The sequence below is a fragment of the Terrirhizobium terrae genome (assembly GCF_030323265.1).
Classification (GTDB): domain Bacteria; phylum Pseudomonadota; class Alphaproteobacteria; order Rhizobiales; family Rhizobiaceae; genus Neorhizobium.
In genome coordinates this window covers 1,233,906-1,258,894 of sequence record NZ_CP104992.1, presented here as the reverse complement: position 1 = coordinate 1,258,894, position 24,989 = coordinate 1,233,906, and the positions used below count along the sequence as shown (strand labels likewise).

The window sequence follows — 24,989 nt, the reverse complement described above, 5'->3', positions numbered from 1 at the left end:
CGTGCCCTAACGTGTTATAACTTCCATATTCGGACCCGCGCATGCTCATAGCCATGCGCGGGTTCTGCCGTTTCAGCGAGCTTTATGCTTCCAGCGACTTCGTCGGACGGGCCTTGCGCTTGCGAAGCCAGAACATGGCGGCCAGCAGGACGATCACCGCGGCGGCGGCACCAACACCCATGCCTATGCGGGCCATCTGGATCAGATTGGACTTGGGCCCGCCTTCGCGGATCACCTGTACGTCCTCCGGCGTCACCTTCAGCTTGTCGTTGCCGTATTGCGCCAGCAGATAGGTGGACAACGAGGCGACCTCGACATTGGAAAGCTGCACGACGGCATTCGTCTGGTCGCCGAAGGGCGGCATGAAGACGTGGCCCGCTTCCGTGTGGCGGTCGACGCCGTTGAGGATCGCCGAGATGACGTTGACCGAATTGTCGCCGGCCGTCGCGGCATTGTGGAACAGGCTCGGGTAATAACCATCCTTTGTGCCTTGCGCGTTTGCGCCGTGGCAGGAGGCGCAGTTGGCGGCAAAGATCTGCGCACCGGCGTGATCGCCTGCGAGACCATTCGCATACTTTCCGCCGCGGAAGGCAGCCATGTCGTTGCCGGCAGCACCCTTGTCGAAACGGGTGGTGCCGGTTGCCCCCGCGGCCTTGGTCGAGGAGACGCTTCGCACATAGGTGGCGATCGCGTTGAGATCAGCATCTGTCAGGTGCTGGAAGGAATAGCTGATTGCCTCCGCCATGCTGCCGGCCGCCTGCGCCCGGTTATCGAGCTTGCCAGTCTTCAGATAGGTGACGAGATCCTGCTGGCTCCACGAGCCGATGCCGTGCACCGGATCATTGGTGATATCGGGCGCATACCAGGCGCCGACCTGACCGCCGGTCAGGTTGAGGCTCTTGTCTTCCTGCATGAAGACGCCGCGTGGCGTATGGCAGGTGCTGCAATGGGCTGCACCTTCCGCCAGATATTTGCCGCGGTTCCATTCGGCGGACTGTGCCGGATCATCCTTGTGCATTTCGTTCGGGCGGAACAGCATGTTCCAGCCCATCATCGAGGCGCGGATGTTCATCGGAAAGGAAGCTTGGTTTCCGGCGCCTTCTCGTCGATCTGCTGCACGCCCTGCATGAAATAGGCATAGAGCGCGTGAATGTCCTCATCCGTCATGTTGGAATAGGAGACGTAGGGCATGGCGGGGTAGAGGTTGGCGCCATCGCCGCGAATGCCCTTGCGCACCGCATCGGCGAACTGGGCTTCGGAATAGTTGCCGATGCCGAATTCCTTCGACGGGGTGATGTTGGTCGACATGATCGTGCCGACCGGGGAGGCCATGGGCAGGCCTCCAGCCATGGGCTTTCCACCGGCATGGTTGGTATGACAGGCGACGCAGTCGGATGCGGTCGCCAGATAACGGCCCTTCTCGATCAGTTCTTTCGAGAATTGGCCGGATGCTTCCTGGGCCGATGCCGGAGCGAGGGCTGCAAGTGCGAGCGGTGCCGCGAGGACAAAGGTTTTTATGGTCTTCATGATCATGCGCCCCGCATCTGGTCGACCATCGCGTCGCCGGCCTTGAGGGCGAGCGCGACCATGGTGATGGTGCTGTTGCCGCAGGCGCCGGCGGCCATTGCACCGCCGCCCGGGATGAACAGGTTCTCGTGGTCATGGGCGCGGCAATCCACGTCGACAACCGAGTTTGCGGCATCCGTGCCCATGATGGTGCCGCCCATGATGTGCTTGCTGTTGTTGAATTTCGGCGAGATCTTGATGTCTGTCGCACCCATTGCCTCGGCGAGCTGCTTGCCGATCGGCTGGGAATAGGCCTCCCAGGATTTGCGGACGTAATCGCCGACGTCATAGTGGATCGACGGCCGGGGCAAGCCGAGCCAATCCTTCTTGTCCGACAGGGTAAGGCGGTTATTCGGATCCGCGAGGATTTCGTGCGCTGCTACGATATCGGCCGTGCAGGCCGTCATGCGGCGGATTTCCTCGTCCAGCGCCTTGCCGACGAGGCCCTTCTTCAGTGCCGCGAAGGTGATGTAGCGGTTGCGCGCGAAATTGTTGTAGCGGAAATAGGCGCCGGCATGTTCGGAGCGGAAATCGCCTTGCGAAGTCTGCATGATGCCCGAATTGACCACCGGGCCGACGCCCGACCAGAAAGGCTCCTTGGTGGTGACGGTAAAGGTGCGGGCCGGATGGTCCATCATGTTGCGGCCGACCTGATCCGACGAGTTGGCAACCCCGTTCGGGTTGCGGTCGTCGGTCGACATCAGGAGCAGTTTCGGGTTTTCGAGACCGTTGCAGGCGAGCACGAAAAGCTTGCCGGTGATCCGGTGTGTTTCCTTGTGCTGGTCGTAGAAGTGGACGGCCTCGATCTTGTTCTGTGCGGATGTCTCCACCTTGTAGACGACGGAATCGACGAGCAACGTTGCGCCCTTCTTTTCCAGGCGATGCAGGGCGGTTTCCGCATCATACTTGGCGGCAACGGGACAGACGGGCACGCAGTTGTTGTTGGCGCAGCAGGCCGGGCGGCCATCATAGGGCATGCCGCTGTTGCGGGCCTGCGAGACGGGAATGTTGTTGTAGCCGAGCGTCTTTACGACCTCGGTGAATTTTACCTCGCCCGGCGAAAACGGCAGGGCCGGCATCGGATAGGGAGCGGAGCGGGCACCGGTTTGCGGCCATTGCTGGGCGCGGTCGGAGGGGCCGCAGATGCCGAGCTTGTGCTCGGTGCGGACGTAATAGGGCTCCAGTGTATCGTAGTCGAAGGCCCAGTCGCGGCCGACGCCATAAAGCGAGTTGATGCGCATGTCTTCCGGCGTCAGGCGCCAGGACGTGCCGGCCCAGTGCCAGGTAGAGCCACCGGCATAACGGATGTAGGTCTGGTCGTAGGCGTCGGGGCCGCTGAATTGCAGATAGGCGTCCTCGGGCTTTTCGCCGCCCATCGGATGCGGCGCCCAGGGGCGGATGGGGTAGGCGACGGAAGTGTCGCCCTTGACGCCGAGCGGCGCGTTGCGCCAGTTCTCGACCACTTCGGCGCGAGTAACCCGCGGGCCGGCCTCGATCATGAGGACGGAATGGCCTGCATCGAGCATCTGTTCGGCGATCACGACGCCGACGACGCCCGTTCCGACGATGACGACGTCGGCACTAGTCTTGGTAACCATGGGAAAGCTTTTCTTCGCTGGGTTTCGTCAGAAGGTCGGCATCGGAGCCGAGAGCGGCAGGTTCGGACGCATCCACTGGTTCGGGCCGGAAATGCCGTAGGAGGGGATGGTGAGGATGTCGCTGGTGGGCTTGAAAACGAGCGCTTCTTCATAGGTGAAGACGGTGGCGTTGCGCTTTTCGGAGGAACAGCCGGAATACCAGGCGAAGATCACCCAATGGGCGAAGTCCTTCAGTTCCCCATCCGGGATGTCGGTGAAGAAGGCCTCGACTTCGGTTGCTTTCTTCGTCTGCGCAATCTTGATGATCGCGTCGAGCATCTGGGGCAGGTTCTGGTACTGGCCGGATGCCGTTTCGGCGATCTTTGCGCCCACTGCCGGGTTGAGCTGGTGGTTGATCAGCAGGTTCGACAGTTCCATGAAGCGGGCCGCCAAACCGCTGTCGACTGCCGCCAGCGACGGGGTGGGACAGAGCGATGCGACCATGCCGGCGCCAAGCACAATGGCGCTGCCGAGCAGCAGTCCGCGTCGCGACATCAATAGTTTTTCGTTGGGATCTCTCGTCCGTCCGCTCATATCATCTACCTGACAGGAAGGAGGCATCTGCCTCGGGGGTGGGGTCCGGCAATGCCGGCATGCTGCATGGGCAAGAGATGCCGGCCGGAAATTCCTTTTGTGCCCGCCGGTGACCCGGCAGGGTTTTCCGATGCGGAAAAGGAAGATAGAAGGGGCGTCTCAGGCATGGGTGTCACCATGGCGCAAGCGACAGCGTTTGCGCCCTGTCGCATGACGATGAGCACATTCTGCCTCCGCACCATAATAGTTGGATAGCTGATTATCAGCTATCCAACTAATTGACCCTTGTCAATTAGCCAAGAGGAAGCACCCGCCTGTGGCCCTGACTGCCGATTGGATGTTGAACACGCATGGAATTCTGCTGAGGCGCTGCCAGCAGGTCGCCCTCGCGCTTTTTACCGAAGAAGCCGCCGAACTCGGCTTTTCGCCGACCCAATTCAGCGCGCTCGCTTTCATCCAGATCGAGCCCGGCATCCATCAGAACATGCTGGGAGAACGGATCGCTCTGGACCGCTCATCCGTCACCAAATGCGTCGAAAATCTCGAAGCACGCGGTATGATCTCGCCGCGAGGTCGACAAGAACGACAAGCGTGCTAGGCTGCTTTACATCACTGCCGATGGCGAGACGATGCTCGAACAGGTCGCTGCAGCTGCGGCGCGGGCGAGGGCACGTATCGAACAGTCGCTGGGCCGGGAACGCTTCCTGAATTTCGTCAAAGACATGAAGGCCTTCAGCTCTATCCTCGACAAGGAAAGCTGAGCTCGCGCCGCATCAACCATGCGGCGCCTCATTCCATTGCTCCAGCGCGCGGGCAAGCGCCGAGAAGCTGCCGTCTTCCATGTCCATCGGCATCGAGGCCAGCAGGCTGTCGGAGAAGAGTGTCGGCGCATATTCGGTGCGCTGGTCGCTGACATGGTCGATGACCGCGCCCGTATGCAGGTCGATACGGATCGTGTCGGAGATCACGCCGTCCGACGACGTACCGTAGATGCGAAGATCAATGAACTGCAGACCGACCGGCGGACGGCCGATGACGAGCCCCTGTCGTGTCGGCTTCAGCCAATCCGGCAGCGGGCTGCCGTCGGCCAGCGTCACCCCGAAGGATGCTTCTTCGACTCCGCCCTGGGACGACGGCATGATGTAGAGGTAATCGTTGTAGACCATCGTATCGATCTGGAACCAGGTGCTTTCCGCCCCTTCGCGGGCTAGGTGGATGTTCGAACCACCCTTGAAGAAGCCGGCGGTCAGTTCATCGATGATGTAGCCACTCTCCTTCCAGTCGCCGATCTGGCTCGCGACATAGAGCACGGCGCCCTGTTCCGGCAGGTAGCCCATGCCGTTCAGCGAGCGGATCGAGTTCACCACATTGACGATCGGACCCTGAGCAGTCAGATCGGCGATGCCGTCCAGGTCGTCCATGATCGATGAGATCGGCGACGGAGATCCGGCCGGGATGCCATCGTACGTCGATGGCGGCTGCCCTGGATCTGTTGGCTCTGCGGTGATCGGTGGTGGCGGATCGACCTCCAGCGGCGGCCGGGGCTCTTCCGGCGGCTCGGCCGGGTCGATCGTGATGCTGACCGTATAGGTCGCGACACTGGTGCCGTCGCTGATCGTGTAGGTGAAGCTGTCGGAACCGCTGTAACCATCGGCCGGCGTGTAGGTGTAGGTGCCGTCCGGGTTGATGGTCACCGTGCCGTGGCGCGGACCGGTTCCGAGACCGTAGACAATCGGCTGGCCTTCAGGATCGGTGGCGGGCGGCAGTGCCCCCGTGATCGTTTCGCCTTCCGGTACCGAGACCGACGTATCGGAGCCGACTGGCGGGTCGTTGACCGGATCAACCGTGATCGTGACGGTATAGGTCGAGGTCGAGCGGCCGTCGCTGACGGTATAGATGAATGTGTCGGTGCCGTTGTAGTTCAGCGTCGGTACATAGGTGTAGGTACCGTCGCGATTGACGGTGACCGTGCCGTGAACCGCCTGCGCGCCGAGGCCATAGGTCAGCGCGTCGCCATCGGCATCGGTCGCAACCGGCAGTCGACCGTTGAGCGGCGTGTCCTCGAAGGCCACGACATTCGCGTCTGCACCCACCGGCGGCTGGTTGGCCGCGCCGACCGAGACGGTGACGGTGTAGGTCGAAGTCGCCTGGCCGTCGCTCACCGTATAGGTGAAGCTGTCGCTTCCTACATAGCCGGCTACCGGTGTATAGCTGTAGCTGCCATCGGCGTTGATGGTGACCGTGCCGTGCTGTGCCTGGGTTCCAAGACCATAGGTGACGGGTGAGCCTTCGGGATCGGTTGCCGACGGCAGGCTTCCTGTCGTCGTCGAGCCCGAGGTTGCCGAGATTGCCGTGTCGGAGCCGATCGGCGCGTCATTGACCGGTGTCACGGTGACGGTAACCGTATAGGTCGAGGTCGCCGTGCCATCGCTCACCGTATAGGTGAAGCTGTCGGTGCCGTTGAAATTCCGGTTCGGCGTGTAGCTGTACGTGCCATCCGCATTGACGACGACAGTGCCGTGGGTCGCCGCAGCGCCGAGACCGTAGGTCAGCGTGTCTCCATCCGCATCCGTTGCGACCGGCAGGCGACCCGTCGTTACCGTGTCTTCCGGCGTAGTAATCGCGGCATTCTCGCCAACCGGCGCATCATTGACCGGAACGACCGTGATAGCGATCGTATAGGCGACCGTCGTCGTTCCATCGCTCACGGTGTAAGTGAAACTGTCGGTGCCGGAGAAGTTCGCGGCCGGGACATAGCGATAGGTGCCATCGGCATTGATCACCACTGCGCCATTGCTTGCCTGGCTGCCGAGGCCGTAGACGAGCGTATCGCCATCCGCATCGGTCGCGACCGGCAGGCGGCCGTTGAAGGCCGTGTCCTCGTTGGTGGTGATCGCGCCGTCCGAACCGACAGGCGCATCCTGAACGGGATTGACGATGATCGTGACCGTATAGCTGACGATCGTCGTGCCGTCGTCGACGGTATAGGTGAATGTGTCCGTACCGTTGAAATTGGCGTTCGGAACGTAGCTATAGCTGCCATCGGCATTGACGGTTGCCGTGCCGTTTCCGGCCTGGGTGCCGAGCCCGTAGGTCAGCGCATCGCCGTCCGGATCGGTCGCCTGCGGCAATTGTCCCTGCGCCCTGCCGTCTTCATCGATCGTGACGTCGAGGTTCGCTCCGACCGGAGGATCGTTTTCGCCACCGACCGTGACGGTGACGGTGTAGGTCCGCGTCGCCGTGCCATCGGTAACGGTGTAGGTAAATGTATCGGTGCCGTTGAAGTTGGCGTTCGGAGTGTAGGTGTAGCTGCCGCTTGCATTGACCGTGACGTTCCCGTTGGCGGGGTCGCTGCCTTTCGCATAGATGAGCGCATCGCCATCGGCGTCGGTGGCAGCCGGAAGCTGGCCGTTGATCGGTGTATCCTCATTGGTAGAGGCAGTGCCATCGCTGCCGACCGGCGGATCGTTGACCGCACCAACCGTTACGGTGACTGCGTAGCTGACGGTCGTCGTTCCATCGCTGACGGTATAGGTGAAGCTGTCCATGCCGTTGAAGTTGGCATTCGGTACGTAGCTGTAGCTGCCGTCTGGATTGACGGTCACGGTGCCGTTTCCGGCCTGGGTTCCGAGACCGTAGGTCAGCGCATCGCCATCCGGGTCCGATGCCGTTGGCAGCTGGCCGTTGAAGGTCACATCCTCGCTGGTCGAAACCGCATCATTGCGACCGACCGGCGCGTCGTTGACCGGCGCGACGGTGACCGTGATCGTATAGGTCTGCGTCGCTGCGCCATCACTCACAGTATAGGTGAAGCTATCCGTGCCGTTGAAATTGGCGTTCGGCGTGTAGGTGTAGGTGCCGTCCGCATTGACGATCACCGTGCCGTTCGCCGGATCGCTGCCCTTGGCGTAGATGAGTTGGTTGCCGTCGGCGTCGGTTGCGGCGGGCAGCTGGCCTTCAAAGGGGTGTCTTCAATGGCCGAGGCCGTCCCGTCCTGGCCGACCGGTGGGTCGTTGACGGCGCCGACGGTAACGGTGACGGTATAGCTGACGGTTGCCGCGCCATCGCTGACGATGTAGGTGAAGCTGTCGGCACCATTGAAGTTGGCGTTCGGCGTATAGGTATAAGTGCCGTCCGTGTTGACGACGACCGAGCCGTGCTCGGGCAGCGTTGTGCCGAGACCGTAGGTAACTGGCTGGCCTTCCGGATCGGTCGCCGGCGGCAGCGTGCCGCTCGCCGGTACATCCTCGGTCACCGAAATGCTGATGTCCGAACCGACCGGCGCGTCGTTTACCTCGGCGACATTGATGGTGATCGTATAGACGGACGATGCCGAGCCATCGCTGACGCTATAGGTGAACGAGTCCGTGCCGCTGAAATTCGGGTTCGGGGTGTAGGTATAGGTTCCGTCCGCGTTGACGATGACCGAGCCGTTGATGGCATCCCGGCCGAGCGCATAGGTGACCGGCGATCCTTCAGGATCGGTCGCTACTGGAAGTTCGCCGGACAGCGGCTCGTCTTCTATCGCATCGACAGTGTCGTCGTCAGCGGTCGGTGGCTGGTTCGCCGGACCGACATTGACGGTGACCGTGTAGGTCGAGGTCTCGTCCCCGTCGCTGACCGTATAGGTAAACGTATCGGGACCGCTGAAGCCCGGAGGCGGCGTGTAGCTGTAGATACCGTCCGCATTGACGGTCACCAATGCACCCGGCGTTACTGTGCCGAGCGCATAGCTGACGGGCGAGCCCTCCGGATCTGTTGCCGGCGGCAGGGTGCCGGTCGCGGTTCCGTCATTCTCGACCGAGATCTCCAGGTCGGAGCCGACCGGCGCATCATTTACCGGATCGATCGTGATGTTGACGGTATAGGTCGCGGTCGCCGTTCCGTCGCTTACCGTGTAAGTGAAGGAGTCCGCGCCGTTGTAATTGGCGGCCGGCTGGTAGGTGTAGCTGCCATCCGCATTGACCGTGACGGTGCCGTGCAGAGGCTGGCTGCCGACAGCATAGGTTAGCGGGTCGCCATCGGCGTCGGTCGCCGTCGGAAGCTGGCCTTCGAAGGTCACGTCCTCGTCGGTTAAAATGTCGTCATCCTGGCCGACCGGTGGATCATTGACCGCGCCGACAGTGACGGTGACGGTATAGCTGACGGTCTCGGTTCCGTCCGTGACGGTGTAGGTGAAGGTGTCGGTGCCGGCGAAATCGGCGTTTGGCACGTAGCTGTAGCTGCCGTCCGCATTGACCGTAACGGTGCCGTTTTCGGCCTGTTCGCCCAGACCGTAAGTCAGCGTATCGCCATCCACATCGGTCGCGACCGGCAACTGACCATCGAGAGGCGTATCCTCGGCCGTCGAGACGGCATCGTTTCTGCCGACGGGCGCATCATTGACCGGCCGAACGGTGATGGTGACGGTGTAGGTCGATGTCGAGGCACCGTCACTTACGGTATAGGTGAACGAGTCGCTGCCGTTGAAAACGGCATTCGGCGTGTAGGTATAGCTGCCGTCTTCATTGACGGTGACGGTACCGTTTTCTGGGTCCCTGCCCTTGCCATATACCAGGGCATCGCCATCGGCGTCGGTCGCTGTCGGAAGCTGGCCGTCAAAGGCCGTGTCTTCGTCCGTTGCGACCGCATCGTCCTGGCCGACCGGCGGATCGTTGACCGCGCCGACGGTGATGGTGACCGTGTAGGTGACGGTCGTGGTGCCGTCGGTCACTGTATAGTCGAAGCTGTCCGTGCCGTTGAAATTGGCATCCGGCACATAGGTGTAGCTGCCATCGGTGTTGACTGTGACGGTGCCGTTCGCCGCCTGCTCGCCGAGGCCGTAGGTTAGGGTCTCGCCATCAACGTCGGTCGCAGCCGGAAGCTGGCCGTCATAGGCTGTATCCTCATTCGTCTCGACCGCATCGTCGCGGCCGACCGGGGCATCGTTCTCCGGCGTCACCGTCACGGTGACGGTATAGGTGCGGATCACCGTGCCGTCGCTGACGGCATAGGTGAACGCATCGGTGCCATTGAAATTGGCGTCGGGCGTGTAGCTATAGCTGCCGTCGGCATTGATCGCGACGATGCCGTTTCCGGCCTGGACGGCAAGGCTGTAGCGCAGCGTATCGCCATCCGGATCGGTCGCAACCGGCAGCACGCCTTCGAACGGCGTGTCCTCGGCCGTCGTGATCGCATCGTCGGCGCCGGTGGGCGGGTCGTTGACGGCATTGACGGTGATTGTGACGGTGTAGCTGACCGTTACGGTGCCATCGGTCACCGTATAGGTGAACGTGTCTGTGCCGTTGAAGTTGGCATTCGGCACATAGGTATAGCTGCCGTCTTCGTTGACGGTGGCCGTGCCATTGCCGGCCTGCGTACCGAGGCCGTAGGTCAGCGGGTCGCCGTCCGGATCCGTTGCCTGAGGCAGCTGGCCCGCCGCCGTGCCATCCTCATCGATCGCGATATCCAAGTCTTCGCCGACCGGCGGATCGTTCTCCGCGCCGACCGTGACGGTGATCGTGTAGGTGCGTTCGATCCGGCCGTCGCTCACCGTATAGGTGAAGCTGTCCGTTCCGTTGAAGTCGGCATTCGGCGTGTAGGTATAGCTGCCGTCGAGATTGATCGAGACGGCACCGTTTTCTGCCTGCGTTGCAAGGCGGTAGGACAGCGGATCGCCGTCCTGGTCGGTGGCGGTCGGCAGCTGTCCGGTGAACGGCGTATCCTCGTCCGTGCTGATCGCGCCATCCGAACCGCTCGGGGCATCGTTGACGGCATTGACGGTGACCGTGACGGTGTAGCTGCGTGTCGCGATGCCGTCCGAGACGGTGTAGGTAAAGCTGTCCGTGCCGTTGAAATTGGCGTTAGGCACATAGGCATAGCTGCCGTTCGCATTGACCGTGAGCGTGCCGTTCGCCGGATCACTGGCCTTGGCATAGGTCAGCGCATCGCCATCGGCATCGGTCGCCGTCGGAAGCTGGCCGTTATAGGCCGTGTCCTCGTCGGTCGAGACGGCGTCATTGCTGCCGACCGGCGCGTCGTTGACCGCACCCACCGTTACCGTGACCGTATAGGTTGAGGTCGCTGTGCCATCGGTGACGGTATAGGTGAACGTGTCGGTGCCGTTGTAGTTGGCAGCCGGCGTATAGGTATAGGTGCCGTCGGCGTTGACGGTGACCGTGCCATGGGCCGGTAGAGTGGTGCCGAGGCCGTAGGTGAGGGGCTGGCCTTCCGGGTCGGTGGCGCGGGGCAGGGTGCCGTTCGCAGGCACGTCCTCGGTCACGGAAATGCTGGTATCGGATCCGATCGGCGCGTCATTCACCTCCGTGACATTGATCGTGACGGTGTACGTGGACGAGGCCAGGCCATCGCTGACCGTATAGGTGAAGGAGTCGCTGCCGCTGAAATTCGGGTTCGGGACGTAGCGATAGATGCCGTCCGCATTGACGGTGACGGTGCCGTTCACCGCCTGGGTGCCGAGTTCATAGGTAAGCGGATCGTTTTCCGCGTCGCTTGCAGGCGGCAGCTCGCCGTCGAACGGAGTATCCTCGACGACCGTGATCGCATCGTTCGAGCCGACCGGCGCATCGTTGACCGCGTTGACGGTGATGCTGATCGTGTAGGTGGATGTCTCAGCACCGTCGCTGACGGTATAGGTGAAGACATCCGATCCGTTGAAATTTGCATTCGGCGTGTAGGTATAGGTGCCGTCCTCATTGAGCACGATCGTGCCGTTGGCGGGGGCCGTCTCTAGGCTGTAGCTGACCGGATTGCCTTCCGGATCGGTGGCAGCCGGCAGCGCGCCGTTGAAGGGCACGTCTTCGGTGACGGTGATCGCGCCGTCCGAGCCGATCGGTGCATCGTCGACCGCCGTGACGGTGATCGTCACCGTATAGGTCGAGGTCGCTACGCCATCGGAGACGGTATAGGTAAAGCTGTCGGAGCCGTTGAAATTGGCGTTCGGCACGTAGCGATAGCTGCCGTCGGCATTCACGGTGACCGTGCCATTGGTCGCGGCGCTTCCCAGCGCGTAGTCGAGATCGTCGCCATCGGCGTCGGTGGCCGCAGGAAGCTGGCCGTCGAAGGGTACATCCTCGGTGACAGTGATCGCATCACCCGAGCCGACGGGCGCGTCATTGACCGGCGTGACGGTGATCGCGACGGTATAGACCGCCGAGGTCCCGGCGCCATCCGTCACGGTATAGGTGAAGCTGTCCGTGCCGTTGAAATTGGCATTCGGCGTATAGGCGTATGTCCCGTCGGCGTTGAGCACGAGGGTGCCATTGGAAGGTCCGTCGCCCAGGACGTAGGTGACGTCGTCGCCCTCGACATCGGTCGCCTGGGGAAGCGAGCCGGCGAAAGGCGTGTCCTCGGTGACCGAGATCGCCGTATCGGATGCGACCGGCGCATCGTTGACCGCATTGACGGTAATCGTCACCGTATAGGTGCTCGTCGCCGTGCCGTCGCTCACCGTGTAAGTGAAGCCGTCGGTACCATTGAAATTGGCGTCCGGGACGTAGGAGTACGTGCCGTTCGCGTTGACCGTGACGGTGCCGTTCAGGGTATCGCGGCCGAGCCCGTAAGTGACGGGCGATCCTTCCGGATCGGTGGCGGCCGGCAGCACGCCATTGGTGATCGGCGTGTCTTCATCGGTGGTCGCCGTCGCGTTGTCAGCTATCGGTGCGTCGTTCACCGCGCCGACCGAGATGGTCACGGTATAGATGTTCGAATCCACCCCATCGCTCACCGTATAGGTAAAGCTGTCCGGGCCATTATAGTCGGCATTCGGCGTGTAGGTGTAGGAGCCGTCGGCGTTGACAACGATCGTGCCGTTCGTCGGGCCGGTGCCAAGCGCGTAGGTAACATCGTTGCCTTCGACATCGGTTGCCCGCGGCAGGTCGCCCGCGAACGGCGTGTCTTCGGTGACCGAGATTGCCGCATCGGCCGCGACCGGTGCATCGTTGATCGCATTGACCGTGATCGTCACCGTGTAGGTGCTCGTCGCCGTGCCGTCAGTCACCGTGTAGGTGAACGAGTCGGTGCCGTTGAAATTGGCGTCCGGCACGTAGGAATAGGTGCCGTCCTCATTGACTGTCACGCTACCGTTCAGTGCATCGCGGCCAAGCCCGTAGGTGACGGGCGATCCTTCTGGATCTGTCGCGACCGGCAGCACGCCATTGGTGATCGGTGTGTCTTCATCTGTCGTTGTCGTCGCGTTATCGGCGATCGGCGCGTCATTCTCCGGTCCGACAGTGACGGTCACCGTATAGGTGTTGAAGGAGACGCCGTCGCTGACGGTATAGGTGAAGCTGTCGGGCCCGTTATAATCGGCATCCGGCGTATAGGTGTAGGAACCGTCCGCGTTGACGACGACCGTTCCATTCGCCGGACCGGTGCCGAGCGCGTAGCTGATGTCGTCATTTTCGACATCGGTTGCCGGCGGCAGTTGGCCATCGAGCGGCGTGTCTTCGGTGACCGAGATCGGCGTATCCGAGGCGACCGGCGCATCGTTGATTGGATTGACCGTGATAGTGACCGTGTAGGTGGCGGTGGCGGTGCCGTCGCTCACGGTATAGGTGAATGTATCGGTGCCGTTGAAATTGGCGTTCGGCACATAGCTATAAGTGCCATTGCCGTTGACGACGACCGTGCCGTTGGCGGCCTGGCTTCCGAGTGCATAGGAAATCGTATTGCCATCCGCATCGGTCGCGGCCGGCAATGTGCCGTTGGTGATCGCGGTGTCCTCGTCGATCGTGACCGAGGTATCGGATGCGACCGGTGCATCGTTCACCGCACCGACGGAGATGGTAACCGTATAAGTGTTGGAATCGATGCCATCGCTTACCGTGTAGCTGAAGCTGTCCGGGCCGTTGTAGTTGGCGTTCGGCGTGTAGGTATAGGAGCCGTCGGGATTGATGCTGACGGTGCCGTTGGTTGCCTGGCCGGCGATCGAATAGACGACATCGTCGCCTTCGGCATCGGTTGCCGTCGGGAGGTTGCCAGTGAACGGAACGTCTTCGGTGACCGAGATCGATGTATTGGAGGCGACCGGCGCATCGTTGATCGGGTTGACGGTGATCGTCACCGTGTAGGTGTTCGAAGCCGTACCGTCGCTGACCGTGTAGGTGAACGTATCCGTGCCATTGAAATTGGCGTTCGGGACATAACTGTAGGTGCCATTGCCGTTGACGACGACCGTGCCGTGGGCGGCCTGGCTTCTGAGCGCGTAGGAAACCGTGTCACCATCCGCATCGGTGGCGGCGGGCAGGGCGGCATTGGTGATCGACGTATCCTCGTCGATCGTGACAGAGGCGTCGGATGCGACCGGTGCATCGTTCACCGCGCCGACCGAGATGGTGACGGTATAGGTGTTGGAATCGACACCGTCGCTCACCGTATAAGTAAAGCTGTCCGGACCGTTGTAGTTGCCGTTCGGTGTGTAGGTGTAGGAACCATCGGGATTGATGCTCACGGTGCCATTGGTTGCCTGGTCGGCGACCGCATAGACGACGTCGTCGCCTTCGACATCGGTTGCCGTCGGCAGGTTGCCATTGAACGGAACGTCCTCCGTGACGGAGATCGACGCGTTGGGCGCCACCGGCGCGTCATTGACCGGATCGACGGTAATGGTGACCGTATAGGTGTTCGAGGCTGCGCCGTCGCTGACGGTATAGGTGAAGGTATCGGTGCCGTTGAAATTGGCGTTTGGCGTGTAGCTGTAAGTGCCGTCAGGATTGACGGTGACGCTGCCGTTCAGCGGGCTGTTGCCGAGCGCATAGGTGATGTCGTCGCCTTCCGCATCGGTGGCTTCCGGCAAGGTGCCGTTCACGATCGGCGTGTCTTCGTCGATCGTCACCGCGAGGTCGTCGGCGATCGGCGCGTCATTCACGGCACCGACATTGATCGTCACCGTATAGGTGTTGGAAGCCGCACCGTCGCTGACCGTGTATGTGAAGCTGTCGGTGCCGTTGAAATTGGCATTCGGCGTGTAGCTGTAGCTGCCGTCGGCATTGACGGTGACGGTGCCGTTCGCGGCCGTAGTCGCCAGCGCGTAGGTGATGGCATCGCTCTCGGCATCGGTCGCCGTCGGTAGCTGGCCGGTGAAGGGCGTGTCCTCGTTGATCGAGATCGATGTATTCGAGCCGACCGGCGCGTCGTTGACCGCAGTGACGGTGATCGCGATCGTGTAGGTGGTCGTCGCCGTTCCGTCACTCACCGTAAAGGTGAACGAGTCAGCGCCATTGTAGTTGGCGGCCGGGCTGTAGCTGTAGCTGCCATCGGCATTGACCGTCACCGTCCCATGCGCCGGCTGGCTGCCGACCGCGTAGGTGATCGGTGATCCTTCCGGATCTGTCGCTGCCGGCAACTGTCCGGTGAAAGGCACGTCTTCCATTACCGTGATCGCACCATCGGACCCGATCGGCGCGTCGTTGACCGGCGAGACATCGATCGTGACGGTGGCCGTGGTCGTGCCGCCCTGGCCGTCGGAGATGGTGACGGTGAAGCTGTCGGTGCCGTTGAAATCGGTGTTCGGCGTGTAGAGATAGGCGCCGGAGGCATCGATCGTCACGCGGCCATTGGCCGGCTGGCTGGTGACGACATAGGTCAGCGGATCGCCATCCACGTCGGATGCGGCAATCGTCCCGGCGATCGGTGTGTCTTCCGGCGTCGAGATCAGCTGGTCGGTTGCAACGGGCGCATCATTGACCGGATCGATCAGGATCGAGGCCGTGCTGGTGGCGGAAAGGGCACCGCCCGCGCCGCTATTGCCGCCGTCATCGGTCGTCATCGTCAGCGCGACTGCGGCGCTGCTGTTGGCGACCGGCCGATAGACCGGAGCCGTCGGGCCCGCGAGCCAGGCGTTGATGTTTGCGACCGATCCGGTGAGCGTGATGCTCGCCGAGCCGCTGCCGGCAACCGTGACGCCGCCTCCCGAAAATGCGATCAGCGAACCGGCATCGACGCCAAGCGTCACCGTAACCGGCGCATTTCCAGCGTCGACATCGGTGATCTGGATGCCTGTGAGGGCCAAGTCCGTGTCTTCGGAACCGGCAAAGCTGCCAGGCAGCGTGTTGACCGGCGCGTCGTTGATGGCGCGGACGATGCCGGAGACGATCGCGTCGCGGCTGACTGTGTCGTCCGACACCGTGTAGCTGAAGGACGGGCTGCCGTTGTAGTTCGCTGCCGCGGTGAAGGTCAGCGTGCCATCGGCGTTGAGCGAGACACTGCCACCGGTGACCGAGACCGGATTGCCGGCTGAGATCGCCTGGCCGTTGATGGCGGTGACTGTCAGCGTGTCGTTGTCGGGATCGCTGTCATTGCCGAGCACGTCGATGACGGCGCTGCCATCTTCGTCGATGGCGAACGTATCGTCGGCCGGGACCGGCGGATCGTTGACCGCGCCGATATTGATGGTCACCGTCGCGGTATTTACACCGCCATTGCCGTCATCGACCTGATAGGTGAAGCTGTCCGTGCCGTTGAAGAAGGCATTCGGCTGGTAGGTGAAGGTGCCGTCGGCATTCAGCGTCAGGGTGCCGTTGGCCGGGCCGTTGACCAGCGAGACGGTCAGCGGATCTTCGTCCGCATCGGCGCCGTTGCCATTGTTGGCCAGCACGTTGCCTTCAAGCGTATCGCCTTCGTCGATCGCAAACGTGTCGTCTTGTGCCACCGGAACCGGGTTGGTGACGGTCCAGGTGAAGCTGCGCTCCACCGAGCCGCCATTGCCGTCGCTTGCCGTCATGGTGACGGTGAAGGCGAAGGTGCCGGTCGGACCGGAGGCGGAGGGATCGATCGTGCCGGTGATCGCGCCGGCTGCGGGGTCGTAGGTCAGGCCGGTCGGCAGGCCGGTGACGGTATAGGACAGCGTGTCGCCATCAATGTCGGAGAACTGGCTGCCAAGATCGAGATTGATCGTGGCGCCGTCGATATTGCTGCGCGGCGGCAGGGTGGGCGCGGTCGGGGCATCGTTGACACCGGTAACGGTGACGGTCAGCGTCGCGGTGGCCGTGCCGCCATTGCCGTCGGAAATCGTGTAGGCGATCGACGTCGTGCGGCTTTCGCCGGCCTGCAGGTCCTGGAAGGCCGCGCCCGGGTCGAAGCTGTATGAGCCGTCGGCGAGAATGACGAAGCTGCCGCCATTCGAGCCGGCAAGCGTTGCGCCAACTCCATTCGGGCCGGCACCGACCTCGATCACCGTCAGCGTATCGCCATCCGGATCACTGTCGCTGCCGATGATGACATTGCCTTCGATCGCGGTGTTCTCATCGGTCGTCGCTGCATCATCCACCGCAACAGGCGTGTCGTTGACCGCATCAACCTGGCCGGAGACCGTCGCCGTCGAGGTCGTCGTGCCATCCGAGACGGTGTAGGTGAAGGTCAGCGGGCCGTTGAAATTCGCAGCCGCCGCGAATGTCAGCGTGCCATCCGCATTGAGCGTGATCGTGCCGCCGGTGACAGGCACGGTCCCGCCCACACCGATCGCCTGGCCGTCGATCGCGGTGATCGTCAGCGGGTCGTTGTCGGCATCGCTGTCGTTGGCAAGAACGTCGATCGTGGTGCTGTCGTCTTCATCCAGCGTGAACGTATCGTTGCCGAGTACCGGTGCGTCGTTGACCGCGCCGACATTGACGGTGATCGTATAGGTGACGGTCGCGGTGCCATCGGAGACGGTATAGGTGAACGAGTCCTCGCCGTTGAAGTTCGGGTCGGGCGTATAGGTATAGGTGCCATCGGCATTGACGACGACGCGGCCATTGTCGGGCTGGCTGCCGGCGGCATAGGTCAGCGGCTGGCCTTCCGCATCGGTGGCAACGGGCAGGGTGCCGCTGAAGGGCGTATCCTCGGTCACGTCGATCGTGGCGTCAGCACCGATCGGCGCGTCGTTTGCGCCAGTGACCGTGACCGTGAAGGTCGCCGTCGAGGTGCCACCCTGGCCGTCAGAGATCGTGTAGGTCACGCTTGTCGTGCGGCTTTCGCCGGCGGCAAGATCGTCGAAATCCGTACCCGGATTGAACGTGTAGCCGCCGCCTGCCGCAATGGTGAAGCTGCCGCCGGCGGTGCCGATGATGCTCGTACCGACACCGGAGGCATTGCCGTTCACAGCGGAGACGGTGATCGTATCGCCATCCGGGTCGCTGTCGGTGCCGGAGCCGTTATTGGCAAAGACCGAGCCGGTGGCGGGCGTGTTTTCTCCGGTCGTGATCGCGTCGTTCTGGGCGACCGGGGCCGGGTTGGACACGGTGATGGTGAAATCGCGGGTGATCGTTCCGCCAGTCTGGCCGTCGCTGACGGTCACGGTGACGACATAGACACCGCCCGCTACCTGCGACGCATCGCTTTCGAGCGTGCCGGTGATGGTGCCATCGGCGGCCATCGTCAGGCCTTCCGGCAGACCGGTCTGGCTGAAGGTCAGTGTGTCGCCGTCGGCATCGGTGAAGAACTGCGAGACGTCGAGCGAGACGTCCTCTGCATCGTCATAGGTTTGGTTCGGGATTTCGCCGACCGGCGGGTCCTCGACGTTTTCTACATTGACGGTAACCGTGAAGGTCACGGTCGTGCGGCCATCATTGACCGTATAGGTGAAGCTGTCCGCGCCGGAGAAATTGGCGGCCGGGACATAGGTATAGCTGCCATCCGTGCCGATCGTAATCGTGCCGTTGGCCGGCTGGCCGGTCACCGCATAGGTGAGCGGACCGCCATCGATATCGGTAACGGGCAGGAAGCCGGTCGCGGTCGTGTCCTCGGTGGCGTCGAGCGTGAAATCGCCGCCGACCGGCGCATCGTTTTCGCCCGTCACGGTGATGGTGAGAGTCGCGGTTGCGGTGCCACCCTGGCCGTCGGAGATCGTGTAGGTCACGCTCGTGGTGCGGCTCTCGCCCACCTGCAGGTCGTCGAACTCGGTGCCGGGATCGAACGTATAGGTGCCGTCGGCGGCGATCACGAAGCTGCCGCCGTCAGAGCCGTCGATCGCGTCGCCCGGATTGCCCGCGCCGACCGCGATCACCGTCAGTGTCGTGCCTTCCGCATCGCTGTCATTGCCGAGCACGCTCGGGCCGCTGGTGATCGGCGTGTTCTCGCCCGTCGTGGCATTGTCGTTCACTGCGACCGGCGGATCGTTGACCGCGCCGACGCTGACCGTCGCCACAGCTTGCGTCGTGGCGTTCTGGTTGTCGGTCACCGAGATCGTCAGCGTACGGTCGCCGGCCGTCAGATTGTCGTCGCGGTTTTCGTATTGCAGGGCGCGCAGCAAGGCGCTCGCAGCGGCATCCGGCATGGGAACGGACGGACCTGCAGCGTTTTCGAAATGCAGCGCGTTGCTGCCATTGTAGCTGTAGAAGAAGGTCGTGCCGCCGAAGGCGATCGTGCCGCTGGACGCCGTGCCGACGATGATGTCGACGGCGCCGTTCAGATGGATGATCTCGCTGCCGCCATCGGCAAAGCCCGCTAGGTTAACGTCGAGCGAAACGACGCCGCCCTCGATATCGGAGACGATCGCATCCGGCGTGACGATCTGAACCGGCGCGTCCCCTTCGATGAAGGAGACCTGATTGCCGGTGCCGCCGGTTGCCGTGCCGTTCAGATCGACGACCGGAACGTCGTTGACGGCGGCGATGTTGAGCGTCACCGAGGCATCGGAGAAGCCGCCATTGCCGTCGCTGACGCGGTAGGTGAAGCCGACCGTGCCGTTGAAGTTCAGCGTCGGAGTGAAGGTCAGGTTGCCGTCCGCGTCGGCGAGCGTAACGCTGCCGCCGGCGACTGCGATCGTCTGGCCGACTGCGATCGCCTGTCCGTCGATCTGGGTGATGGTCAGCGGATCGCCGTCCGGATCGATATCCTCGCCGGCATCGCCACTCGCCGTGCCTTCGCCGGTGATAGGGTTGAAGGTGACGGGCGTGTCTTCGGTCGCATCGACCGTGTCGTTTGCAGCGCCGGGCGCCGGATTGGTGACGGTGAAGACGAAGCTGTCGGAAACCGAGGCAGTGCCGTCACTCGCCGTGACGGTGATCGTATAGGGGCTCCCCTGCGATGCACTCGCGTCAAGCGTGCCGCTGATCAGGCCGGTTGCCGGATCGAACGTGAGGCCGGGCGGAAGCGCACCAACCGTGTAGGTGAGCGTCTGGCCGTCGACATCGCTGAAATAGGGACGGACATCGAGGCTGAAGGCAGAGCCGTCGACCTGCGTGCGGTCCGGAATGGGCGTCGCCACCGGCGCATCGTTGACGGGCGTGACGGTCACCGTGACAGTCGCGCTGTCGGTGCCACCATTGCCGTCGCCGATCGTATAGGCGAAGGATTCCGTCCCGTTGAAATTGGCGTTGGGCGTGAAGCGCAGCACTTCGCGGCCGGCCGCATTGAGCACCAGTTGGACGGAACCGTTGGCGGTCATGACAGCCGGACCGCCGATCGTCAGATTGACGCCTTCCACCCGAATGACCGTGTCGGTATCGCCGTCCCCATCCGTGTCATTGGCAAGGATGTCGATATCGACCGGTGTGTCTTCATTGGTCGTGACCGCGTCGTTCTCGGCATTCGGCGCGACATTCCTGATCGTGTAGGTGAAGGTCTCGGAGACGCTGCCTTCGTCCGGGTCTGTCGCGGTGATGGTCACGACGAAGCTGCTGATACCGTTCGGGCCGGAGGCGCCGGGGTCGATCCTGCCGGAAATGACGCCGGTTTCGGGATCGATCGAAAGGCCCGGCGGCAGGCCGGTCGCGGTATAGGTCAGCGGCTCGCCTTCGGGATCGACGAAATTGCCGGAGACGTCGAAGCTGATCGTCTCGCCGTCATTGCGCTCGACATCGGCGATCGGCGAGGAGATCGGCGGATCGTTCTCGGCATCGACGGAGACGGTGATGATGCCGGTGCTGACCCCGCCCTGGTCGTCGGTAACGCGATAGACGATCGTGTCGGTGCCGTTGTAATTGGCATTCGGTGTGTAGGTCAGCGTGCCGTCCGGATTTACGACGACCGTGCCGTTGCCGGCGACGGGCGCAAAATCCGGGTCGATGGACAGCGTGTCGCCATCCGGGTCGGTATCGGCTCCCAAGGCACCGCTCGTCGTGCCATCGCCGGTGATCGGGTCGAAGGTGACGGGCTCGTCTTCGCCGGTCACGACCGTATCGTTGCCGGCCGTTGGGGCAGGATTGGTGACGGTGAAGCTGAAGGTCTGGATTACCGTTCCGCCTCGACCGTCGGAGGCGGTGATGGTGACCGTATAGACGCCGTCGCCCTCCGGTCCGCCCTGGCTGGCATCGTTTGCGATCTCGCCGGTGATCGTACCGTCGGCGGCCATTGTCAGGCCCTGCGGCAGACCGTTCTGCGTGAAGGTCAGCGTGTCGTTGGCATCGATATCCTGGAAGAAGGCGCCGAGATGCAGGGGATGGTCGGTCAGCGACTGGCCGTCCGCGCGCGTATAGTTCGGGATCGTATCGGCAGTCGGGGCGTCGTTGACGCCGTTGATGGTGACGGTGATCGTCGCGGTATCGACATTCGTGCCGTCGGTGACGCGATAGGTGATCGTCGTCGTGCGCGGCGGATCGCCGACGGACATGTCGTCGAAGTCGGTGCCCGGGTTGAACGTGTATGTGCCGTTGGCGTTGATGACGAACGTGCCGCCATTTGAGCCTTCCACGGCCACGCCGACATTGACGCTCGCGCCTTCGACCTGGTCGACGCTCAGGGGATCGTTGTCCGGATCCTGGTCATTGCTCAGGACATTACCGCTGCCGGATGCGTTTTCGCCTAACGTCAGCGTGTCGTTGAAGGCCTTCGGCGGCAGGTTGGTGACGTACCAGGTGATGGTGCGGATAGTGGTGCCGCCATTGCCGTCCGATGCGGTGATCTCGACGGTGTAGGGATCGGTATTGGAAGCGTTGGCGGCCAGCGTTCCGGTAATACGGCCGGCAGCGTCCATCGAGAGGCCCGGCGGTAGGCCTTGCGCGGTAAAGCTCAATGCCTCGCCGTCGATATCGTCGAAATACGGGCTGACATCATAGCTGACCGTCTGGCCGTCGCTGTCATACTGGTCGGGGATCGGGTCCGAGGTCGGATTGTCGTTGACCGGGGTCACCGTGACCCGGATCGTTGCCGTCGAGACGCCGCCGTCGCCATCGGAGATCGTGTAGACGATCGTGTCGACGCCGTTGAAGTTCAGTTGCGGAACATAGGTGATCGTGCCGTCGGCGTTGATCGTGACGCTGCCATTGCCGGCACTTGCGGCCGTAATCGTCAGCGTATCGCCGTCGGGATCGGTGTCGTTGGCGAGCGGATTGATGGTGATCGACGTGTCTTCGTTGACGGTTGCCGTATCGTTGTTTGCCGTCGGGCCGGGATTGGTGACGGTCAGCTCGAACGTTTGCGCCGGGGTCGACGTCGTGCCGTCGGTGGCGGTGATCGTGATCGTATAGACCCCGTTATTGCCGCCCTGGCTGGCATTGCGGTCGATATTGCCGAAGATCAGGCCGGTCGCGGCATTGTATGACAGGCCAGCCGGTAGGCCGGTAATGGTGAAGGTCAGGTCGTCGCCGTCCGGATCGGTGAAGAAATCGGCGACATCATAGGTGAAGGACTGGCCATCGGCGCGCACCCGGTCGGGGATCGGCTGGGTCGGGGTAGGGGTGTCGTTGACCGGCAGAACGGTGACGGTCACCGTTGCCGTATCCAAGCCGCCATTGCCGTCGTCGATCGTGTAGCTGAAGCTCTCCTGGCCGTTATAGTCGGCGTCGGGCGTGAAGCGCAGGAACTGGCTGCCGTCCGGGTTCTCGATCAGCCGCACCGATCCATGGGTGGTCTCGACCGCAGCACCATTGGGTGTCAGGACCTGATTGTTGACGCGGATCACCTCGGCCGCATCGCCATCCGGATCCGTGTCGTTGTCGAGAATATCGATATCGACCGGCGTGTCTTCGTTGGTCGTCACCGCGTCGTCATTGGCGACCGGTGGAATGTTGAGAACGGTATAGCTGAACGTGATCACGGCGGTGCCGCCGGCACCATCGGATGCCGTGACGCGAACGGTATAGACACGCTCGCCGGTCGGCCCGGAGGCATCGGCGGCGATGTCGCCGGAGATCGTGCTGCCGCTCAGCGTCAGGCCGGCTGGAAGACCCTCGACGGTATAGGTCAGCGCGCCGCCTTCGGGATCGGAGAAGAAGGCGGATAGGTCGAGGCTGTCGGTGTCGCCGTCATTGCGGGTACGGTCGGCGATCGGGCTGCCGACTGGGTCGTCGTTGACCGGGGTGACGGTCACCGTCACCGTACCGGTTGCCGTGCCGCCATTGCCGTCGGAGATCGTGTAGGTGATCGTATCCGTGCCGTTATAGTTGGCCGAAGGCAGGTAGGAAATCTGGCCATTGGCAAGGATCGTCACAGATCCGTGCGCCGCCGTCGCCGAGGTGATGGTCAGCGGGTCGCCGTCCGGATCGCTGTCATTCGCCAGCACATTGATGGTGACGGCCGTGTCTTCTGCCGTCGTCGCGGTATCGTTGACCGCGATCGGTGCCGGGTTCGACACCGTCAGCGTGAATGTCTGCTGTGCAGTTCCGCCGTTTCCGTCGGAGACCGTGACCGTCACCGTGTAGACGCCGTTCACGCCGCCCTGGCTCGCCTGGTTGTCGATCGTGCCGGTGATGACGCCGGCGGCGGTGATGCTGAGCCCGCTCGGCAGGCCGGTCTGAGCATAGGTCAGCGTGTCGTTATCGGCATCGGAGAAGAAGCTGGAGACGTCGAAATTGACGCTGGCGCCGTCATTGGCGGTCCGGTTGGGCAGCGGCGTGCCGACCGGCGCATCGTTCTCACCTGTGACAGTGACGGTGACCGTATACTCGTTGCGTCCGCCGTTCGGGTCGGTCACGACGAAGCTGAACGTGTCGCTGCCGTTGTAATTGGCGTTCGGCGTATAGGTATAGGTGCCGTTGGCATTGATGGTCACGGAGCCGTTGGCGGGCGTCGTGGTGCCGGCCGCGAAGGTGATCGTATCGCCATCGACATCGGTGGCCGAAAGCGTGCCGCTGAACGGCGTATCCTCGGCCGTCGAGATGCTGACATTGGACGAGACCGGTGCGTCATTGACCGCCGTCACGGTGCCGTTGACGGTTGCCGTGGCAGTGCCTCCATTGCCGTCAGAGACGGTGTAGCTGAAGCTGACCGCGCCGTTGAAATTGGCGTTCGGCGTGAAGCTCAGTCTTCCATCCGCATCGAGGCGAATGTAGCCGCCGGTGATCGCGATGGACTGGCCGGTCGCAATCGCGGTGCCGTTGATGGCCGTCACCGTCAGGGCATCGCCATCCACGTCACTGTCATTGGCGCGTACGTCGATGGTGATCGCCGTGTCTTCCGGCGTGGTGAACGTATCATTGGTCGCGACCGGTGCGTCGTTGACCGGCGTCACTGTGCCGTTGACGGTTGCGGTCGCTGTGCCACCGTTGCCGTCCGAGACCGTATAGGTGAAGCTCGGGCTGCCGTTGTAGTTCGCGGCCGGGGTGAAGGTCAGCGTGCCGTTGGCATTGAGCGTCACCGTGCCGCCGGTGACGGAAACCGTCGCACCGGACACGATCGCAGTGCCGTTGATCTGCGTGATCGTCAGCGTGTCGCCGTCGACATCGGAATCGTTGGCGCGGACGTTGATGTTGACCGCCGTATCCTCGGCGGTCGTGAATGTGTCATTGCCGGCAACCGGGGCATCATTGATCGGTGTAACCGTGCCGTTGACGGTTGCGGTCGCCGTGCCTCCGTTTCCGTCCGAGATCGTATAGGTGAAGCTAGGGCTGCCATTGTAGTTGGCTGTCGGCGTGAAGGTGAGCGTGCCATTTGCATTCAGCGTCACCGCGCCGCCGGTGACGGAAACCGTTGCGCCGGAGGTGATCGCCGTGCCGTTGACGGCAGTGATCGTCAGCGCGTCGCCGTCCGGATCGCTGTCATTGCCGAGAACGGAGATCGTCGTCGGAGTGTCTTCGGCGGTGGTGAACGCGTCGTTGCCGGCGACCGGCGGATCCTGCACCGGACTGACCGTGCCATTGACCGTTGCCGTCGCGGTTCCACCCTGGCCGTCGGAGATCGTGTAGGTGAAGGTCGGGCTGCCATTGTAGTTGGCAGCCGGCGTGAAAGTCAGCGTGCCATTGGCATTCAGCGTCACCGTGCCGCCGGTCACGGCGACCGAGCCGCCGGAGGAGATCGCCGTGCCGTTGATGCGCGTTACCGTCAGCGGATCGCCGTCGACATCCGAGATCGTTGGACCGTACGTCGAATGTGACGGCTGTGTCCTCATTGGTGGTG

At 62.8% G+C, this 24,989-nt stretch carries 9 protein-coding genes; 2 read left to right on the top strand and 7 right to left on the bottom strand.

From position 1 onward, the window contains the following. Window positions 1–82 precede the first annotated feature (82 nt). The 5 genes from N7E02_RS13940 to N7E02_RS13920 all read right to left on the bottom strand — a co-directional run bounded on the left by N7E02_RS13940 (window position 83) and on the right by N7E02_RS13920 (window position 4,215). Window positions 83–1,072: a c-type cytochrome gene (locus N7E02_RS13940; protein ID WP_286582592.1), complete on the bottom strand. Its 990-nt coding sequence runs from the start codon at window positions 1,070–1,072 to the stop codon at window positions 83–85. Beyond that, entirely contained in the window at window positions 1,069–1,527 is a 459-nt protein-coding gene (locus tag N7E02_RS13935) for a c-type cytochrome (RefSeq protein ID WP_286582590.1), read from the bottom strand. Before N7E02_RS13935 ends, N7E02_RS13940 begins: the two co-directional genes overlap by 4 nt. A gap of 2 nt (window positions 1,528–1,529) precedes the next feature. After that, window positions 1,530–3,164, bottom strand: a complete 1,635-nt coding sequence (locus N7E02_RS13930; RefSeq protein WP_286582588.1) for a GMC family oxidoreductase — start codon at window positions 3,162–3,164, stop codon at window positions 1,530–1,532. Window positions 3,165–3,191: 27 nt separating this feature from the next. Next, window positions 3,192–3,698 (bottom strand): sugar dehydrogenase complex small subunit, encoded by a 507-nt coding sequence (locus tag N7E02_RS13925; RefSeq protein WP_286582587.1) that lies wholly within the window; start codon window positions 3,696–3,698, stop codon window positions 3,192–3,194. A 331-nt stretch (window positions 3,699–4,029) separates the two neighbouring features. Then, entirely contained in the window at window positions 4,030–4,215 is a 186-nt protein-coding gene (locus N7E02_RS13920; protein ID WP_286582586.1) for a hypothetical protein, read from the bottom strand. Here N7E02_RS13920 and N7E02_RS29700 point away from each other — a divergent pair. Next, a complete protein-coding gene (locus N7E02_RS29700; protein ID WP_353622913.1) occupies window positions 4,192–4,335 on the top strand; it encodes a MarR family transcriptional regulator in 144 nt (47 codons plus the stop codon). The two genes, N7E02_RS13920 and N7E02_RS29700, sit on opposite strands and share 24 nt — an antisense overlap. 31 nt (window positions 4,336–4,366) lie before the next feature. After that, window positions 4,367–4,498 (top strand): hypothetical protein, encoded by a 132-nt coding sequence (locus N7E02_RS13915; protein WP_286582585.1) that lies wholly within the window; start codon window positions 4,367–4,369, stop codon window positions 4,496–4,498. A 12-nt stretch (window positions 4,499–4,510) separates the two neighbouring features. Here the strand turns inward: N7E02_RS13915 and N7E02_RS13910 are convergent, their stop codons facing one another. Together N7E02_RS13910 and N7E02_RS13905 are read right to left on the bottom strand one after the other, a co-directional pair. Continuing rightward, entirely contained in the window at window positions 4,511–7,651 is a 3,141-nt protein-coding gene (locus tag N7E02_RS13910; RefSeq protein ID WP_286583820.1) for a tandem-95 repeat protein, read from the bottom strand. Beyond that, window positions 7,612–24,981 carry an Ig-like domain-containing protein gene (locus N7E02_RS13905; RefSeq protein WP_286582583.1) on the bottom strand — a complete coding sequence of 5,790 codons (17,370 nt, stop codon included), beginning with the start codon at window positions 24,979–24,981 and terminating at the stop codon, window positions 7,612–7,614. The genes N7E02_RS13910 and N7E02_RS13905 overlap by 40 nt, the downstream gene beginning before the upstream one ends. Window positions 24,982–24,989 lie beyond the last annotated feature (8 nt).

Excerpts from the sequence above, each read along its gene's own strand:
- N7E02_RS13920 (WP_286582586.1), bottom strand. The coding sequence starts at position 4,215 with ATGGATGCCGGGCTCGATCTGGATGAAAGCGAGCGCGCTGAATTGGGT.
- N7E02_RS13930 (WP_286582588.1), bottom strand. The coding sequence starts at position 3,164 with ATGGTTACCAAGACTAGTGCCGACGTCGTCATCGTCGGAACGGGCGTC.
- N7E02_RS13935 (WP_286582590.1), bottom strand. The coding sequence starts at position 1,527 with ATGAAGACCATAAAAACCTTTGTCCTCGCGGCACCGCTCGCACTTGCA.
- N7E02_RS13915 (WP_286582585.1), top strand. The coding sequence starts at position 4,367 with ATGCTCGAACAGGTCGCTGCAGCTGCGGCGCGGGCGAGGGCACGTATC.
- N7E02_RS13925 (WP_286582587.1), bottom strand. The coding sequence starts at position 3,698 with ATGTCGCGACGCGGACTGCTGCTCGGCAGCGCCATTGTGCTTGGCGCC.
- N7E02_RS13940 (WP_286582592.1), bottom strand. The coding sequence starts at position 1,072 with ATGAACATCCGCGCCTCGATGATGGGCTGGAACATGCTGTTCCGCCCG.
- N7E02_RS13905 (WP_286582583.1), bottom strand. The coding sequence starts at position 24,981 with ATGAGGACACAGCCGTCACATTCGACGTACGGTCCAACGATCTCGGAT.